Raw genomic sequence first — 16,672 nt, forward strand, 5'->3', positions numbered from 1 at the left:
AACGAAGGAAAGCGGGCGGCGGGTGGGAGAAATAATTCAGCGGCCCGCTGATGATAAGGTCGTCAGGCCGAGCAAAGTCGAGACATCCCGCGGGCGTTGCGCCTCACCCCCCGGCCCCCTCTCCGAAGAGGGGAGCCCGCCGGAGCGGTAGAGCTGCTTCAGCTGCGCTAAGCAGGACAATACTATCTGACTTAACCCACGAGCTGTCCCGACTTTGCTCGACATGACGTTCTTTTTCGGGCGTGTTGGCCCGTTGTGCCTTCGCGTCGCTGCTGGCCTCGCTTACGCCAATTGCAGCGCAGGCTGCGCTAAGCGGGGCCGCACCCCGGCCGGCAGCTGCTCCAGCAGCAGCTTGTCGATAACGGCGGCGGTGTGGTCGGGGTAGTCGACGGGCACCGGCTGGCCGTGGTGCAGCCAGTGGTCGAGGCGGGGCAGGTGCTTGTCTTTCAGGCTTCTCACAACGGGCACGCCCAGGGCGGCCAGGGCGGCGGCGTTGCACTGCTGCTCAAACTGATTTTTCATGGGCACCACCAGCAGCTTTTTGCCCAGGTACAGGGCCTCGGCGGGCGTCTCGAAGCCGGCGCCGCAGAGCACCCCGCTGCTGCGGGCCAGCGAGTCGAGAAAGGCCGCGCCGCTCACCGGGCGTACCCGCACGTTGTCGTGCTCGGCCTCCACCGGGCTGTGCTTGCTGAACACCTCCCAGGTCACGGCCCGGCTGAGGTAGCGCAGGCGTTGCACCAGCGTAGCCTCGTCGAAGGCGGGCAAATACACGGTGTAGTGGCCCTCGTCGGTGGGCGTCAGGGCGCGCACCTGCCGGCGGATAACGGGCGTGCTGATGCCCGGCGCGTAGGCCTGGAAATGAAAGCCGTACTGGGCCGTGCTCGGGGCGTAGTGGCGCAGCACGGCCCGGCCCATGATATCCAGCTTCGGGGGCTGCGGGGCCAGCGGGTGCAGCACGGCGCTCTGGTGGCTCAGGGCTACGCAGGGCACCCCGCGCAGCTGGCAGGCCCAGGCCGACACGGGTTCAAAGTCGCTGATGACCAAATCGTAGTCCTGCACCCGCAGCTGCTCAATCTCGCGCAGCAGCCGCGCCGATTTCAGCTGCCAGAAGGTGCGGGCGAAGTCCACGCCGCCCTTCTTGCCGAAGATGAAGCCCAGGCCGTGGCAGCGGTAGCGCACCGGGAAGGGGAGGGGCAGGTCGGCCGGCGGGCCGCTCAGCAGCACGTCGAGGCGGGCGGCGCGCTGCTGCAGCAGGGGCACCACATCGAGGGCGCGGGCGAGGTGGCCGTTGCCGGTGCCCTGAATGGCGTAAAGAATGCGGGGTTCCAATTCTGAGTGGTGAATGCGGAATTATGAATTGGGGCTGCGGTGGAGGTGGAATTCCTTCAGCAGCTCGGCCAGCAGGGTGTCGGCGGAGGTTTCGGCGGCGGCGTCGACGTCCAAGTCGCTGGCGTCGGCGGTTTGCGTGCGCGGGTCGTCGGCGTAGCGGTAGAGCTGCCAGCCCGCGGCGGCGGTGTATTCGAGGGCGGTGAGGTTTTCCACCCAGTCGCCGGAGTTCAGGTAAGTAACCGTGCCCGCGGCGGTGGCGACGGGCCGGATGTCGGGGCAGTGAATGTGGCCACAGGCCACGTACTGGTAGCCCTCGTCGATGGCAATGCGGGCGGCGGTCTGCTCGAAGTCGCTGACCAGGCTCACGGCGCTTTTCACGCGGTCTTTCACCAGCTTGGAGAGCTGCACGCGCGGGCGCCCCAGCCGGCGCAGCGCCCAGTTGACGAGGCGGTTGAGCAGGATCAGCAAATCGTAGCCCTCGGCCCCGAGCTTGGCCAGCCAGCGCGAGTGGCGCATGGTCACGTCGAACACGTCGCCGTGAAACAGCCAGGTGCGGCCGTGGGGTAAGTCGAGCACCAGCTTGTTTTCGATGCTGAGCGCGCCGAGGCGGGTGCCGGCAAAGCGGCGCAGCAGCTCGTCGTGGTTGCCGGTGAGGTAGTGGATGCGGGTGCCCTTGGCGGCCAGGCCGGCCAGGTGGCGCACCACCTGCATGTGGGCGGCGGGCCAGTAGCTTTTGCTGAACTGCCAGATGTCGACGATGTCGCCGTTGAGCACCAGCACCCGGGGTTTGAGGCTCTTGAGGTAGCGCAGCAGCTCGCGGGCGTGGCAGCCGTAGGTGCCCAGGTGCACGTCGGACACCACCACCACGTCGACGCGGCGTTTGGGAGGGCGCATCAGGCGGCGGCGCGAAGCTGGTAGCGGCGGCGCGCCGGGGCCGGGCGCCAGGCCTGCCGGCCGGCGCCGTGCAGGCTGCGCTGCCAGGCCATCAGGCTGCCGGTGCGGTAGGCCAGCAGCAGAATCAGCTCGCAGAGCGCGTAGCTCAGCCGGCGCAGCCAGGCCGGGGCGGAAGACGTCGAATCAAGCACGGAGCGGCTCATAACCAGCGGGTTGAAATTCGCTTCGAAGTACGCGCGGCGCCGTTATGCCGCCGTGAAGTCCGCGTTATGGTTTAGTCATCATTTGCCAGGTTACGGCGCGGTTACGGCCGGCCCGCGGAAGTACACGATACGGTAGCCCGCCGGTAACATTCCGCTAACGGGGCGCGGGTAGTTTTGCCGCCAAGACCAAACCTCCCCCAACACATGTTGTTCCGTGATTTAGCGCGAGTTACGCAACTCGGCGCGGCCGGTATTCCCTTGCTTTTTCTGGGCCATTCGGTACTGGCGCAAGCCCAATCGGTGACGGGCCTTGTGACCGATGAAAAGGGCCAGGCCCTGCCCGGCGCTACCGTGGTGGTGAAGGGCTCGACCACCGGCGCCACCACCGACGCCGAGGGCCGCTACCGGGTGCAGGCCGCCCCGGATGCCACCCTGCTCGTCACCTTTATCGGCTACACCCCGCGGGAGGTGCCGGTGAGCGGGCAGGAGGCGCTGAACGTGCAGCTCGCGCCCGATGCCAAGCAACTCAATGAGGTGGTGGTGACGGCCCTGGGCATCAAGCGCGAGCAAAAGGCCCTGGGCTACGCCACCCAGACGGTGAGCGGGGAAAGCCTGACCAACGCCCGCCCCAACAACTTCGCCCAGGCGCTGTCGGGCAAGGTGGCGGGGCTGAATCTGATTTCGCCCGGCTCGGGCCCGGTGAATTCCACACGGATTTCGCTGCGCGGTGACAACTCGCTGAACCCCAACGGCAACAACGCCCTCATCGTGCTCGACGGGGTGCCCATGAACAGCGGTCTGAACGGCTCGGGCGTGAGTAGCGCCTACGGGGCCGGCTCGGGCAACGACGTGCCCATCGACTTCGGCAACGGCATTGCCGACATCAACCCCGACGACATTGCCAGCATCACGGTGCTCAAGGGCGCCTCGGCCACGGCCCTGTACGGCTCGCGGGCGGCCAACGGGGCGCTGATTATCACCACCAAGAGCGGCTCGCGGCAAAATAAAGGCCTGGGCGTGACGGTGAACAGCAACTTCAGCGTGAACACCGTGCTCCGGTGGCCCGACTACCAGTACGAGTACGGGCAGGGCACCGGCCGCTCCTTCAACGCCGCCGGCGAACCGTACTACTCCTACGGCGCCTCGGCCGACGGGGCCAACACCGGCGGCACCAGCAGCGCCTTCGGGCCGAAGTTCAACGGGCAGCTGTACTACCAGTACGACCCGGCGACGCAGACCCAATCCACCGAAAGGCTGCCTTGGGTGCCCTACAAGGACAACATCAAGGGCTTTTACCGCACGGGCTCCACCCTCACCAACAGCGTGGCCCTGGAAGGCGGCAACGAAACCAGCTCCATTCGCGGCTCGGTGACGCACTCCAAGAACGAGTGGATCATGCCCAACACCGGCTACGACCGGCTCACGGCGGCCGTCAGCGCCCAGCACACTATTGCCAATAAGCTGAAGCTGGCCACCAAGGTGAACTTCACCAACCGCTGGAGCGACAACCTGCCGGCCACGGGCTACAACAACCAGTCCTTGGCCTACTTCATGATCTTCCAGAACCCGAACGTGCCGCTGGACGCCTACCGCACGATCTGGAAAACCGGGCAGGAGCAGATCGACCAGGTGCACCCGTTCAGCACCTTCATCGACAACCCCTACCTGATTGCCCACGAAATGACCAACGCGGTGGACACGCGCACCACCGTGGGCAACCTCTCGGCCACCTACCAGTTCACCCCGACGCTGGACCTCTTGGTGCGCTCGGGCCTGGCGGCGACGCAGGAGGAGCGGGAGCAGCGCCGACCCTACAGCACGGCCAACTTCCAGCGCGGCTACTACAAGCAGCAGACCATCAGCCAGTACGAATCGAACACCGACTTCCTGCTGACCTACCACCAGCCCAAGGCCGGGCGCTTCGACCTGCGCACCTCGGTGGGCGGCAACGTGATGTACCGGCACTTTCGCGGCATGGACGCGGAGGTGGAAAACCTGGTCATCCCGGGCGTGTACAAGCTCACCAACGGGGCCAGCAATCCGCTGGTCAACAGCGTCATCACCAACCGGCAGATCAACAGCCTGTACGCGCTGGCCTCGGTGTCGTTCGACGATAAAATCTTCGTGGACCTCACCGGGCGCAACGACTGGTCGAGCACCCTGCCGCGGCAGAACAACTCGTTTTTCTACCCGTCGATTTCGTCCAGCTTTATTCTGAACGAGCTGCTGCCGCTGCCCGCTTCCATTTCGCTGGCCAAGCTGCGGCTCTCGGCGGCGCAGGTGGGCAACGATACCGACCCCTACCGCACCCGCAAGTACTACGGCCGCAGCGACTTCCCCGGCTCCGGCTCGGTGCCGACGACGCTGCACAACACCAACTTCAAGCCGGAAATCACCACCAGCTACGAGGCCGGCGCGGAGTACCTGATGCTGCAGGGCCGCCTGGGCGCCGACGTGACGGTGTACCAGAACGTGACCCGCAACCAGATCCTGGAAGTGCCCCTGGACCCCACCACCGGCTACAGCCGGGCCGTGCTGAACGCGGGCAAGGTGCGCAACCGCGGCGTGGAAGTGGTGCTGCACGGCCGCCCCGTCGACGCGGAAAACTTCAAGTGGAAATCGACCGTGACCTGGGCCCGCAACCGCAACCGCGTCATGAGCCTGGCCGAGGGGCTGGTGGATCAGCAGGTCATCGGCACGGGCGGCACGGCCACCTTGCTGGCCACCGTGGGCGGCACCACCGGCGACATCTGGGGCTACGGCTTCGACCGCGCGCCCGACGGGCAGATCCTCTACACCAAGGACGGGCTGCCGGTGCAGCCGGCCAACATCAAGTACATCGGCCGGGCCTTTGCTGATTGGAAGGGCGGGTTCCTGAACGAGTTTCAGGTGCGCAACTTCCGCTTCAGCATCCTCTTCGACGGGCAGTACGGCGGTATCATCTACTCGCAGACGCACCACAAGATGACCGAGCAGGGCAAGCTGGAGCACACCCTGCGCGGCCGCGAGGAAGGCTACATCATCGGCGACGGGGTGGTGCCGAATGCCGACGGCTCGTACTCGCCCAACACCAAGCAGGTTATTCCGGCCGCCTACTACGCCGAGTACTACCGCCGCGCCAACATCGAGGCCAACTCCTTCGACGCCAGCTTTCTGAAGCTGCGCGAGACGCGCATCGACTACACCATTCCGGCCAGCCTACTGGCCCGCACCAAGGCCCTGCGCGGGGCCACCATCGGCCTCTACGGCCGCGACCTGGCTATGTGGACCAAGTTCCCCATGTTCGACCCGGAAACGGCCGCGCTGAACGGCAGCACCATCCTGCCCGGCGTGGAAATGGGCCAGCTGCCGAGCACCCGCACGATGGGCGTGAATGTGACGCTGCAGTTTTAGCGGCGGACCTCACCCCCCGGCCCCCTCTCCTTAGGGAGAGGGGGAGCCGTACGTCAGCAACAACATCGTGCTGACGACGCGGGGCCGCTCCGCTCGCGCTACGCGGCACCTCTCTGATGGCCCGTAGGCCTGTTCTCCACCCTTACTTCTACGCCTCTACCTCCCGCGCCGCCGTGGCTCCCCCTCTCCCTAAGGAGAGGGGGCCGGGGGGTGAGGTCCCGACCCATGAAAAAACTCTCCCTTTTCCTGCTGCTGGCCCTGGGCAGCGTCGCGGCCTGCACCGATAAGCTCGAGGAGCTGAACGTGGACCCGAACCGCATTGAGCGAATCAGCCCGGGTACGCTGCTGAACCCGATTGTGTACGAGCTGGGCAGCTTCAACACCAGCCGCGCCGACGGCTTTACCTTCGACATCATGCAGGTGGCCCTGCCCTTCCCGAGCGTGTCGGGCGGGGTGCACCGCTACGTGGTGAGCGAAAGCGCCGGCAACTCCACCTGGACCACCTACTACCGCTGGCTGGCCAACATCCGCGAGATGCGCCTGGCCGCGCAGGCCGCCCAGGACCCGAACTACGAGGCCATTGCCCTCACCCTGAACGCCTGGACCTACGCCAACCTCACCGACGCTTTCGGCGACGTGCCGATGACCGAGGCCGCCCGCGCCGAGGAGGGCATTCTGTACCCCACGTTCGACTCGCAGCAGCAGATTTACACCCAGCTGCTGCAGGACTTGGAAACGGCCAACGGGCTGTTCAACCGCAGCCGCACGATGGTGTACGGCTCGGATTTGCTCTACGCCAACGACGTGGCCAGCTGGCAGCGCTTCTGCAACTCCCTGCGCCTGCGCCTGCTGCTGCGCGTGTCGAAGCGTCCGGAGATGAACGCGCCGGCCGAGCTGGCCCGCATCATCAACGACCCGACGCGCTACCCGGTCTTCACCCAGAACAGCGAGTCGGCCATCCTGAAAATCACCGGCGTGGCCCCGAACGTGTCGCCCTGGGGCCGGGCCATCGACTTCACCAACGCCCGGGCGGCGGGCGAGTTTTTCATCGACAACCTGAACGCCTGGTCGGACCCGCGCCTGGCGAAGTGGAACACGCTGGCCCGCAACAAGACCAACACCACGACCATCGGCTACCGGGGCATTCCCAGCGCCTACGGCGGCAGCGACGCGCAGTTCCAGTACGTGCCCTCCAACTTCAACATCGCCCTGGCCACGGCCCCGATGGTGGCGGTGCTGCTGCCCTACGCCGAGGTGGAATTCATCAAGGCCGAGTGCGCCCAGCGCGGCTGGACCACGGCCGACGCCCGCACCCACTACGAGCGGGGCGTGCGCGCCAGCATCGAGCAGTGGGGCGCCGTGGTGCCCGCCACTTACTTCCAGCAGCCCGCTGCCAGCTACGACGGCACCCTGCAGCGCATCCTGCTGCAGAAGTACTACGCGCTGTTTTTCGTGGATTACCAAGCGTGGTTTGAGTACCGCCGCACCGGCCTGCCCGTGCTGCCCCGCGGCCAGGATCTGCAGAACGGTGGCCGCATGCCCGTGCGCTTCAAGTACCCGCTGGTGGTGCAGACCACCAACGCCACCAACTACCGCAGCGCCGTGCAGCAGATGGGCGGCGACGACGTGAATACCAAAGTGTGGTGGGAGAAGTAAGCGGAATCCGCCATTAAGAACGTCATGTCGAGCGAAGTCGAGACATCTCGCGGGAGCTGCAGAACGGCCAAATACGAACGTCATGCTTGATCTGGCGTCCGCTTGCCGAACCGCAGGAAGGCGTGGCCAAGCATCTTTACCGCTTCGCCTGCTAGTAGCATTACCCTCAGACGTCAGCGCGCGGGATGTCTCGACAAGCGCGACATGACAACCGAATAAACCAAGCCCCACCCGACCACCCCAACACCCGCTTACCCTTCTTACCCCATGCTTCAGCAACCCCGCCGCTCCTTCCTCAAATCCATCGGCCTGGCCAGTCTCAGCTTCACGCTGACGCCCGGCCTGACGCTGGCCCGCCCCGCAGCCGGCCCCACGGCGGCCCCCGACCTGAGCCTGCATCAGCTCAGCGGCCGGGTGCACGCCGGCGGGCAGGGCCTGGCCGGCGTGGCCGTGACGGATGGCGTCAGCGTCGTCGTGACGGACAGCAAGGGCAACTACGCGCTGACCAGCCCGGCCACGGCCGAGTTCGTGTACCTTTCGGTGCCGCGGGGCTACGCCATTCCGCACGAGCAGGGCGTGGCCCGCTTCTACCGCCGCAAAGCGGCCGCGAAGGGCCGCTTCCGGGCCGATTTCGAACTGACGAAGCTGGCGCAGGACGACACCCGGCACAACTTCATCGTGTGGGCCGACCCGCAGATGATTTCCAAGGCCGACGCCCAGGAGTTCAAGGCCACGGCCGTGCCCGATACGCAGCAGCTGGTGGCCAGCTACGGCAAAGACGCGCTGTTTCACGGCATCGGCTGCGGCGACTTGGTGTGGGACCATTTCGAGCTGTTCGAGGACTACCAGCAGGGCGTGGCGGCCACCGGCATTCCGTTCTTCCAGGTTATCGGCAACCACGACATGGACCTGACGGCCCGCACCGACGAAGGCTCCTCGGCTACGTTCCGCAAGCTGTTCGGGCCCACGTACTATTCCTTCAACCGCGGCGCGGTGCACTACGTAGTGCTCGACGACGTGTTCTTCATCGGGGCGGCCAAGAAGTACATCGGCTACCTGACGGAGCAGCAATTGAGCTGGCTGGAGCAGGACCTGGCCCTGGTACCCAAGGGCAGCACCGTGGTGGTGAGTCTGCACATCCCGGCCTACACCCGGCAGCACCTGCGCGACAAGCAGAAGGAGGAGTCGATGGGCGGCGTGGTGAGCAACCGCAAGGAGCTGTACCGGCTGCTGGAGCCGTTTACGGCCCACATCATGTCGGGCCACACGCACTTCAACGAGGTGCTGCAAACCGCCCCCAACGTGACCGAGCACGTGCACGGCACCGTGTGCGGGGCGTGGTGGACCGGCCCCATCTGCACCGACGGCACGCCCGGCGGCTACGGGGTGTACGAGGTCGACGGCGGGGACGTGAAGTGGTACTACAAGGCCCTGGGGCACGACCGCAGCCACCAGTTGCGCGTGTACCCCAAAGGCAGCCTGCCCACGCAGCCCGCCGACGTGGTGGTCAACGTCTGGAACTGGGACCCGCAGTGGAAAGTCACCTGGTTCGAAGACGGCGTGAGCAAAGGCCCGATGCCGCAGCGCCCCGGTCTCGATCCGCTGGCCGTGCAGCTGCACGCCGGCCCCCAGCTGCCCGCCAAGCACAAGTGGGTGGAGCCCACCGCCACCGACCACCTCTTCGCGGCCACGCCCTCGCCCCAGGCCCGGGAAGTGCGCGTGGAAGTCACCGACCGGTTCGGGCAAACCTACTCCGAGCGGTGGACGGCCTGAGCGAAGTTGGCAGTACCCGAAAATTGCAGCCTGAACGTCCTGCTGAGCGCAGTCGAAGCATCTCTACCGCTTCGTTCACACGAAATCGTTCGGGAGAGATGTTTCGAACTGCGCTCAGCATGATGGCCTTTCTCGGCCGTATGTAGACTCTGTCAGCCGCCGCATCACGATTGTCTTTTCCGGCGGCCCGGTCCGACGCACCTGCTGCGGGCCGGGCCGTTGAAGCTGTTTTTTATGTCCAAGCCCTTGCTGCTTCTGCTGGCGCTGCTGCTCAAAACCCCGCCCCAAAGCCCGGCCGCCTTCGACCTGCAGGGCCACCGCGGCTGCCGCGGCCTGATGCCCGAAAACACCGTGCCGGCCATGCGCAGGGCCCTGGCCCTGGGCGTGACGACGCTGGAAATGGACCTGGCCATCAGCCAGGACCGGCAGGTGCTGCTCTCGCACGACCCGTACCTGAACGCCGATTTCGTGCTTGGCCCCGACGGCCAGCCCCTGCCGCCCGCTGAGGGCAAAGCCCTGCGCCTGTTCGGGCTGCCCTACGCCGCCATCCGCCGCTACGACGTGGGCAGCAAGCCCTACGCGAAGTTTCCGCGCCAGCAGAAGCTGCGCACCTACAAGCCCCTGCTGGCCGAGGTCATCGACTCGGCCGAGGCGTACGCGCGGCTGAAGCACCTGCCGGCCCCGCGCTACAACCTCGAAACCAAAACCACGCCCGCCGGCGACGCCGTGCTGCACCCCGCCCCGGCGGAGTTTGTGGACCTGCTGCTGGCCGTGGTGGCGGCCAAGGGCACGCTGGCCCGCACCACCATCCAGTCGTTCGACCCGCGCACGCTGGAAGTGGTGCACCGCCGGTACCCGGCCGTGCAGACGGCCCTGCTGGTGGAAAACCAGGACGGGCTGGACGCCAATCTGCAGCGCCTCAGCTTCCGGCCCGCCATCTACAGCCCGCAGCACCGGCTGGTGACGCCGGCCCTGGTGCAGGCCTGCCACCAGCGCGGCGTGCGGGTGATACCCTGGACGGTAAACACCGCCGCCGAAGCCGCCCGCCTGCGGGCCCAGCAGGTCGATGGCCTGATCACCGACTACCCGGACATGGTGCGGGGCCAGCAGCCGTAGGCCCGGGGCCCCGGTTCCGGCCCGAAACCACCGGCCGGCTGACTTTCCCGCCACCGTCATTGCCGCGCCCGCGGTGGCCGCCCGGCCCGACGGCATGACCGGTTACGACGACACGCCCGCCCGTCGGCGGGCGCTGGCGCGACTGGCGCGGCGGCCCGCCGCCCATCCCGAGTGGCCGAGCCGCCGCGCTCAGGCCCGGCCGCGGAAGCCCTGGCGGCCCAAGCCCGGCACGCGCCGGCGCGGGGTAGCTGTTTGAAATTTGTAGCTATCCGTTTGATTCCTGCTTTCCGGGCGCGTGGGCGTGCCGGACCTTTGCGGGGCAGGTCGGCTGGTGGCGTTGGCCAAAGCGAGGCGGCTGCCCCGGAGCCGCTGCACCGGGCGGGATTAGCCGGCCGCCCTGCGGCTGGGGCTGCCCCGCCCGGCGCAGCGGTCCGCTTTCCGCAAGACCTCACGCCATGAAAAACGTTCTTGTTCTCGGAGCCGGCGGCAACATTGCCCGGCTCGTCACGGCCCAGCTGGCGCCGCGGGCCGGGGTGCGGCTGACGCTGCTGGCGCGCAGTGCCCGGCGCCTGGGCCCGCCCCCGGCCGGGGCGCGCGTCGTGGAGGGCAGCGTGCTGGATTACGAGGTGCTGAAGGCGGCCGTGGCCGGGCAGGACCTCGTGTACGCCAACCGGGCCGGCGACCTGGAGGCCATGGCCCGCAACATCGTGCGGGCCATGCAGGAGACCGGGGTGCGGCGGCTGATTTTCATCAGCTCCATCGGCATCTGCGACGAGCCGCTGAACCCCGGGCTGCGGCCCTACCGCCGGGCCGCCGACGCGCTGGAGGCCTCCGACCTGGAGTACACCATCCTGCGCCCGACGTGGTTTAGTTCGGCCGATGAAGTAGATTACGAAACCACGCAGAAGGGCCCGCCCGAACAAGGCTCGGTGATTTCGCAGCGGAGCCTGGCCGCGTTCATCACCCGCCTCATCGAAGCCCCCGAGCAGTACCGGCGCGCCAAGCTGGGCATTCACAAGCCCGGCTCGTAGTGCCCGGTTTCGGCAACGGAGAAGCGCGGGCCGGGGCCGCGCCCGGGCGTGGGGGAAGCTGTCAGTTCTGTCGTTGCCTTGCCATGCAAAGCCTGTTCATCGAGTTCGTTTACCTGGTTCTGATCATTCTGGCCCTGGTGATGGTGGCCGCGAAGCTGCGTCTGGCCTACCCCATCGTGCTGGTGCTGGGCGGGCTGGGGCTGAGCTTCCTGGGGCTGTTTGCCAACCTCACCATCGACCCGGAAATCGTGTTCCTGATTTTCCTGCCGCCGCTGCTCTACGAGGCGGCCTGGCAGGTGTCGTGGAAGGAATTCTGGAAGTGGCGGCGGGTTATTGCCAGCTTCGCGTTTCCGGTGGTCATCCTCACGTCCTGCCTGGTGGCGGTGGTGTCGCAGGCGCTGATTCCGGGCTTCACGCTGGCGCTGGGCTTCCTGCTGGGCGGCATCGTGTCGCCGCCCGATGCCGTGTCGGCCACCACCATCATGCGGCAGGTGAAGGTGCCCCGGGCGCTGGTCAGCATCATCGAGGGCGAGAGTCTGCTCAACGACGCGTCCTCGCTGATTGTGTTCCGCTTTGCCTTGGCGGCGGTGCTCACCGGGCAGTTTCACCTGGGGCAGGCGGCCGGCAGCTTCGTGCTGGTCATCGTGCTCGGCACGCTCATCGGGCTGGGGCTGGGCCTGGCCTTCTACGCCGCGCACCGCTGGCTGCCCACCACGCCCAGCATCGACATCGTGCTGACCCTGCTGGCGCCCTACTGCATGTACTACGCGGCCGAGCACTTCCACTATTCCGGCGTGCTGGCCGTCGTCAGCGGCGGGCTGCTGATGGCGAGCCGGCGGCACACCATGCTCTCGTACCGCAGCCGCATCGAGGGCGTGAACGTGTGGTCGGTGCTCGGATTTGTGCTCAACGGGCTGGTGTTTCTGCTCATCGGGCTGGCGCTGCCCGCCATCACCCGGCAGCTCGACGGCGGCCTGGGTCCGGCCATCGTCTACGGCCTGCTCATCTCGCTGGTGCTCATCGTGGGGCGGCTGCTGTGCTCGTTCGGGGCGGTGGCGTTTACGCGGTTTGCCAGCCGCTTCATCACCGTGGCCGACGCTCACCCGAGCTGGAAGCTGCCCATCATTTCGGGCTGGGCGGGCATGCGCGGGGTGGTGTCCTTGGCCGCCGCGCTGTCGATTCCGCTGCTCACGCCGGCGGGCCAGCCGTTTCCGTACCGCAACCTGATCCTGTTCATCACCTTCGTGGTCATTTTGGTCACGCTGGTACTGCAGGGCCTCACGCTGCCCTGGCTGATTCGTCAGGTCGGGCTGGAAGACAAATACACCGTCATTCCGCTGGCGCGGCAGGAGCTGCTGATTCAGAAAAAGCTGGCCCTGGTGGCGCTGCGCTACGTGGACGAGCAGCCCGGCGCCGATAACCCGCCCGGCGACTACCTGCAGAACCTGCGGGCCCGGCTGCAGCTCGATGCCCAGGTGCTGGCGCAGGCCCTGGCCGACGGCCACCCCGCCGAGGGCAACACCCTGCAGCGCTTCCACCGGCTCTACCTGGCGCTGCTGGACCAGCAGCGCGCCCTGCTGCACGAGATGAACCACCGCATGGAGTTCGACGAGGAAGTGATTCGGAAATACCTCGCCATCCTCGATCTGGAAGAGTACAAGCTGCGCGAAAAACAGCTGCAGGAAGCCGGCACCGCGTAGCCCGCCGCCCCGCCGACGGGCCGCTTAGCGGTACAGCGCCAGCCACGAACTCAGCACTGCGCCCGGCGTGGCGGTCAGCTGCTGCAGCTGGTCGAGCTGGGTGGCGGTCAGCAGCAGGCGCAGGGTCTCGGCGGCGGGCACACTGGTTGCGCCGTCGGCGGCGGGCGTGGCCAGCAGGGAGTGGCGCAGGGCCAGGGCCTGGTGGGGCTGCAGGCGCAGCTCCGTCACCAGGGCCCGCAGCAGCTGGTCGGGGGCGCAGTCGAGGGCGGCCAGCGGCGAGAGGTTCACCGGCATGTCGGCCACCGGCACGCGGGGGACGGGCACTTCGCGGTCGGCGAGCTGGGCGCGGGCCGGGCCGGCGGCGGCCAGCAGCACAAAAACGAGCAAGGGGCGGAGGCAGGCGGCGAAGGTCATGGCAAAACGGCAAGCTGGTGGGCCACGGCGGCCGGGGCGGGCGCCGTATCTGCAGCGAAATTGAGCGGGCCAGCCCGCACTTGCCGAGTGCAATAGACTGCGCCGGCTTTTTTGCCGACTGGGCCTGGCATCCAGCCGATAAGCGCCGCCGGGCGGCGGGGGCGGGTGGCGCCCCGGGCTTGGTCGATGCTCAGGGGCAACTGGTCGGGGAACGGGCCGCCGCGGGCGGAGGCCGTTGGGGCCCGCGTGGGCGCCAGGGCCGGCGGGGGCATGGCCCGGCGGTTTGCGGGCCGGCCGGGCGGCCGGGTCCTTTCGGCCGGTACCGGCCGCCGACTCCCCGGCCGTTACCGGACGTTCATGGCCCCAAACCCGGCATTCAACCACTTCGACCCGCACTCCCGGCGGCGGCGGCGGTACCTTTGTGGCACTACCGGCCACTGCCCGGAACCCCTTGTTATGAAAAGTCAGCTTGTCTGCCTAGCCCTTATCAGTACGCCCCTGCTCGCCAGTGCCCAAGACCAACCCCGCCCCGCCGGCCAGCGCCCGGCGGGTGCCCCCGCTGCCGGCGACGCCCGCCCCGCCCTGCCCGGCCCGGTGGTGCAGGGCAGCGGCAAGCTCACCGGCACGGTGCTCGACGCGGGCACCAAGCAGCCGGTGCCCTTTGCCACGGTGGCCCTGCTCAACGCCGCCGGCAAGCCCATCGACGGCAGCGTGGCCGACGACAAGGGCAAGTTCAGCATCGGCGGCATCCCGGCCGGCACCTACACGGTGCAGGTGAGCTTTATCGGCTACAAAAACCTGGAGAAGCCCGGCGTGACGTTCAGCGACGCGGGCGAAACCCAGAACCTGGGCACGCTCACGCTGGCCTCGGCGGCGCAGCAGCTGGGCGAAGTGGTGGTGCAGGGCCAACGCTCCTTGGTGGAAGAAAAGGTGGACCGCACCATCTACAACGCCGAAAAGGACGAAACCACCCGCGGCGGCGACGCCACCGACGTGCTCAAGCGCGTGCCGCTGCTGTCGGTGGATTTGGACGGTAACGTGTCGTTGCGCGGCTCCTCCAACATCAAGGTGCTCATCAACAACAAGCCCTCGACCATTGCCGCCAGCAACGTGGCCGACGCCTTGAAGCAGATTCCGGCCGACCAGATCAAGTCGGTGGAAGTTATTACCTCGCCCTCGGCCAAGTACGACGCCGAGGGCTCGGGCGGCATCATCAACATCATCACCAAGAAGGACAACCTGCAGGGCAAAACGCTGGATCTGCGCACCAGCGCGGGGTTTCGCACCAGCGACCTGAGCCTGAACGCGGGCTACCGCCAGGGCAAGATGGGCTTCACGCTCGGCGGCGGCGTGCGCACCAGCTACAACACGCCCGGCTCCTTTGAAAACTCCCAGCTGGCTACCTCGCCCGTCGACGGCACGCAGCGCCTGACCATCCAGCAGGCCGACGCCCGCCGCCAGAACCTGGGCGGCCGCGCCAACTTCGGCTGGGACTACGACTTCAACAAGCAGAACAACCTCTCGCTGGGCGTGCAGTTGGGCGTGCGCAACGGCACCAACTACCAGGACCGGCTGCTGACGCAGACCTACAGCGGAGCCAGCACCAGCGGCACCCTGCTCAGCAGCTCCCTGCGCGACGCCGTCACGACCGACCGCACCAACAACCTGGACCTGAGCCTGACCTACAACCACCTGTTCGCCAAGCCCCAGCACGAGTTCAGCCTGCTCACGCTCTACAGCCGCACCAACGCCACCAACGACTTCACCAACACGCTCTACGACACCGACGCGGTAACGCAGCGGCTGAAAAACCAGAACGACAGCTACAACCAGGAAGCCACGGTGCAGGCCGACTACCAGGTGCCCCTCGGCAAAAGCCAGCTGCTGGAGCTGGGCGCCAAGGACATCATGCGCCGGGTGCGCAGCGAGTACACCTACCTGCTGGCCGACGGCGCCACTGGCGACTTCCGGGCGCTGCCCGGCAGCTCGCTCACCAACGTGTTCAACTACAACCAGAACGTGGCCGCCGGCTACCTGTCGTACACGCTGAGCTTCCTGAAAACCTACTCGCTGAAGGCCGGGGCGCGCTACGAACAAACCACCATCGACGCGGACTTCCAGACCGGGCAGGTGGTAAAGCTGCCCTCGTACGGCGTGCTGGTGCCCAGCGTAAACCTCTCGCGCAAGCTCGCGAACGGCGACATGGTCAAGGCGGCTTACAACCGCCGCATTCAGCGCCCCTCGCTGCAGTTCCTGAACCCCAACATTCAGGCCGCCAACCCGCTGAACGTGACGCAGGGCAACCCGCTGCTGCGCCCGGAATTTACCAACAGCTACGAGCTGTCGTACAGCACCTTCCTGAAGGGCACCACGCTTAGCTTCAGCGGCTTCGCCCGCAACACCGACCGCTCCATTCAGGCCCTGCGCACGTTGCGGGGCGACACCATTCGGACCTCCTACGCCAACATCGGCACCGAAAACGCCTACGGGCTGAACGTGTTTGCCAACGTGAACCTGGCCGGCAAGCTCAGCCTCAGCGGCGGCCCCGACCTCTACTACGCCGTGCTGCGCAACAACGGCACCGACCCGCTCTACAACGCCTCGAACCGGGGCTGGGTGGTGAGCGGGCGCATGTTCGGCAGCTACAACTTCACCCCGAAGTGGGGCCTGCAGTTCTTCGCGTTCTACCGCGGGCGGCAGGTGCAGCTGCAGGGCTACCAGAGCGGCTTCGGGGTGTACAGCCTGGGCTTGAAGCGCGACCTGTGGGACAAGAAGGGCAGCCTGGGCTTCGGCCTGGACAACTTCCTGACGCCGACCAACCGGGTGCGCAGCTCGGTGGAGTCGCCGCTCATCAGCCAGCAGAGCGTGAATACCATGCAGATGCTCGGCTTCCGCGTCAACTTCAGCTACCGCATCGGCAAGCTGACCACCGCGCCCACCCAACGCCGCAAGAAGGAAGTGACTAACGACGACCTGAAGGGCGGCGAGGGGCAATAAGCCGTGCTCCGGCTAAACCTCACTACCCGGTCCTCTCTCCTTAGGGAGAGGGGGAGTCAGACGCCCGCAACGAGGTTGTTCGGGCATTACGGACGCGGGGCTAGCGACTGACTTGTGCCAGTGCCTACATTCATTTAGTTAACAACCAACTCCGCCTTCCGCAGCC

General features: G+C 67.0%; 11 protein-coding genes. 7 read left to right on the top strand and 4 right to left on the bottom strand.

The window, feature by feature from the left end; genetic code table 11:
* Positions 1-282: 282 nt before the first annotated feature.
* Genes DLM85_RS08680 through DLM85_RS08690 form a run of 3 tightly spaced genes read right to left on the bottom strand, consistent with a single transcriptional unit; the run spans position 283 to position 2,426 of the window.
* Complete coding sequence (locus DLM85_RS08680) at positions 283-1,329, bottom strand: glycosyltransferase family protein (RefSeq protein ID WP_111477715.1); 1,047 nt, start codon at positions 1,327-1,329, stop codon at positions 283-285.
* A 21-nt stretch (positions 1,330-1,350) separates the two neighbouring features.
* Positions 1,351-2,223 (bottom strand): UDP-2,3-diacylglucosamine diphosphatase, encoded by an 873-nt coding sequence (locus DLM85_RS08685; RefSeq protein WP_111477716.1) that lies wholly within the window; start codon positions 2,221-2,223, stop codon positions 1,351-1,353.
* Positions 2,223-2,426 carry a hypothetical protein gene (locus tag DLM85_RS08690; RefSeq protein ID WP_111477717.1) on the bottom strand — a complete coding sequence of 68 codons (204 nt, stop codon included), beginning with the start codon at positions 2,424-2,426 and terminating at the stop codon, positions 2,223-2,225. The genes DLM85_RS08685 and DLM85_RS08690 overlap by 1 nt, the downstream gene beginning before the upstream one ends.
* Positions 2,427-2,630: 204 nt before the next feature.
* Between DLM85_RS08690 and DLM85_RS08695 the strand changes: the two genes are divergently transcribed.
* The 6 genes from DLM85_RS08695 to DLM85_RS08720 all read left to right on the top strand — a co-directional run bounded on the left by DLM85_RS08695 (position 2,631) and on the right by DLM85_RS08720 (position 13,095).
* Positions 2,631-5,819, top strand: coding sequence for a SusC/RagA family TonB-linked outer membrane protein (locus DLM85_RS08695; RefSeq protein ID WP_111477718.1), 3,189 nt, complete (start codon positions 2,631-2,633; stop codon positions 5,817-5,819).
* 225 nt (positions 5,820-6,044) lie between these two features.
* Positions 6,045-7,475 (top strand): SusD/RagB family nutrient-binding outer membrane lipoprotein, encoded by a 1,431-nt coding sequence (locus DLM85_RS08700; RefSeq protein ID WP_111477719.1) that lies wholly within the window; start codon positions 6,045-6,047, stop codon positions 7,473-7,475.
* Between the two features lie 267 nt (positions 7,476-7,742).
* Positions 7,743-9,248, top strand: a complete 1,506-nt coding sequence (locus DLM85_RS08705; RefSeq protein ID WP_111477720.1) for a calcineurin-like phosphoesterase C-terminal domain-containing protein — start codon at positions 7,743-7,745, stop codon at positions 9,246-9,248.
* Positions 9,249-9,482: 234 nt separating this feature from the next.
* Complete coding sequence (locus DLM85_RS08710) at positions 9,483-10,364, top strand: glycerophosphodiester phosphodiesterase family protein (protein ID WP_111478043.1); 882 nt, start codon at positions 9,483-9,485, stop codon at positions 10,362-10,364.
* 455 nt (positions 10,365-10,819) lie between these two features.
* A complete protein-coding gene (locus DLM85_RS08715; protein WP_111477721.1) occupies positions 10,820-11,395 on the top strand; it encodes an NAD(P)H-binding protein in 576 nt (191 codons plus the stop codon).
* An 83-nt stretch (positions 11,396-11,478) separates the two neighbouring features.
* Positions 11,479-13,095 carry a Na+/H+ antiporter gene (locus DLM85_RS08720; RefSeq protein ID WP_111477722.1) on the top strand — a complete coding sequence of 539 codons (1,617 nt, stop codon included), beginning with the start codon at positions 11,479-11,481 and terminating at the stop codon, positions 13,093-13,095.
* A gap of 24 nt (positions 13,096-13,119) precedes the next feature.
* Here the strand turns inward: DLM85_RS08720 and DLM85_RS08725 are convergent, their stop codons facing one another.
* Entirely contained in the window at positions 13,120-13,509 is a 390-nt protein-coding gene (locus DLM85_RS08725; RefSeq protein WP_111477723.1) for a hypothetical protein, read from the bottom strand.
* 456 nt (positions 13,510-13,965) lie between these two features.
* Between DLM85_RS08725 and DLM85_RS08730 the strand changes: the two genes are divergently transcribed.
* Positions 13,966-16,506, top strand: a complete 2,541-nt coding sequence (locus tag DLM85_RS08730) for a TonB-dependent receptor (RefSeq protein WP_111477724.1) — start codon at positions 13,966-13,968, stop codon at positions 16,504-16,506.
* Positions 16,507-16,672 lie beyond the last annotated feature (166 nt).

This window comes from Hymenobacter edaphi (genome assembly GCF_003258365.1).
Lineage (GTDB): Bacteria > Bacteroidota > Bacteroidia > Cytophagales > Hymenobacteraceae > Solirubrum > Solirubrum edaphi.

What these genes read in the sequence shown, in the direction of transcription:
- DLM85_RS08705 (WP_111477720.1), top strand. Translation starts at nt 7,743, where the DNA reads ATGCTTCAGCAACCCCGCCGCTCCTTCCTCAAATCCATCGGCCTGGCC.
- DLM85_RS08690 (WP_111477717.1), bottom strand. Translation starts at nt 2,426, where the DNA reads ATGAGCCGCTCCGTGCTTGATTCGACGTCTTCCGCCCCGGCCTGGCTG.
- DLM85_RS08725 (WP_111477723.1), bottom strand. Translation starts at nt 13,509, where the DNA reads ATGACCTTCGCCGCCTGCCTCCGCCCCTTGCTCGTTTTTGTGCTGCTG.
- DLM85_RS08710 (WP_111478043.1), top strand. Translation starts at nt 9,483, where the DNA reads ATGTCCAAGCCCTTGCTGCTTCTGCTGGCGCTGCTGCTCAAAACCCCG.
- DLM85_RS08695 (WP_111477718.1), top strand. Translation starts at nt 2,631, where the DNA reads ATGTTGTTCCGTGATTTAGCGCGAGTTACGCAACTCGGCGCGGCCGGT.
- DLM85_RS08700 (WP_111477719.1), top strand. Translation starts at nt 6,045, where the DNA reads ATGAAAAAACTCTCCCTTTTCCTGCTGCTGGCCCTGGGCAGCGTCGCG.
- DLM85_RS08685 (WP_111477716.1), bottom strand. Translation starts at nt 2,223, where the DNA reads ATGCGCCCTCCCAAACGCCGCGTCGACGTGGTGGTGGTGTCCGACGTG.
- DLM85_RS08730 (WP_111477724.1), top strand. Translation starts at nt 13,966, where the DNA reads ATGAAAAGTCAGCTTGTCTGCCTAGCCCTTATCAGTACGCCCCTGCTC.
- DLM85_RS08715 (WP_111477721.1), top strand. Translation starts at nt 10,820, where the DNA reads ATGAAAAACGTTCTTGTTCTCGGAGCCGGCGGCAACATTGCCCGGCTC.
- DLM85_RS08720 (WP_111477722.1), top strand. Translation starts at nt 11,479, where the DNA reads ATGCAAAGCCTGTTCATCGAGTTCGTTTACCTGGTTCTGATCATTCTG.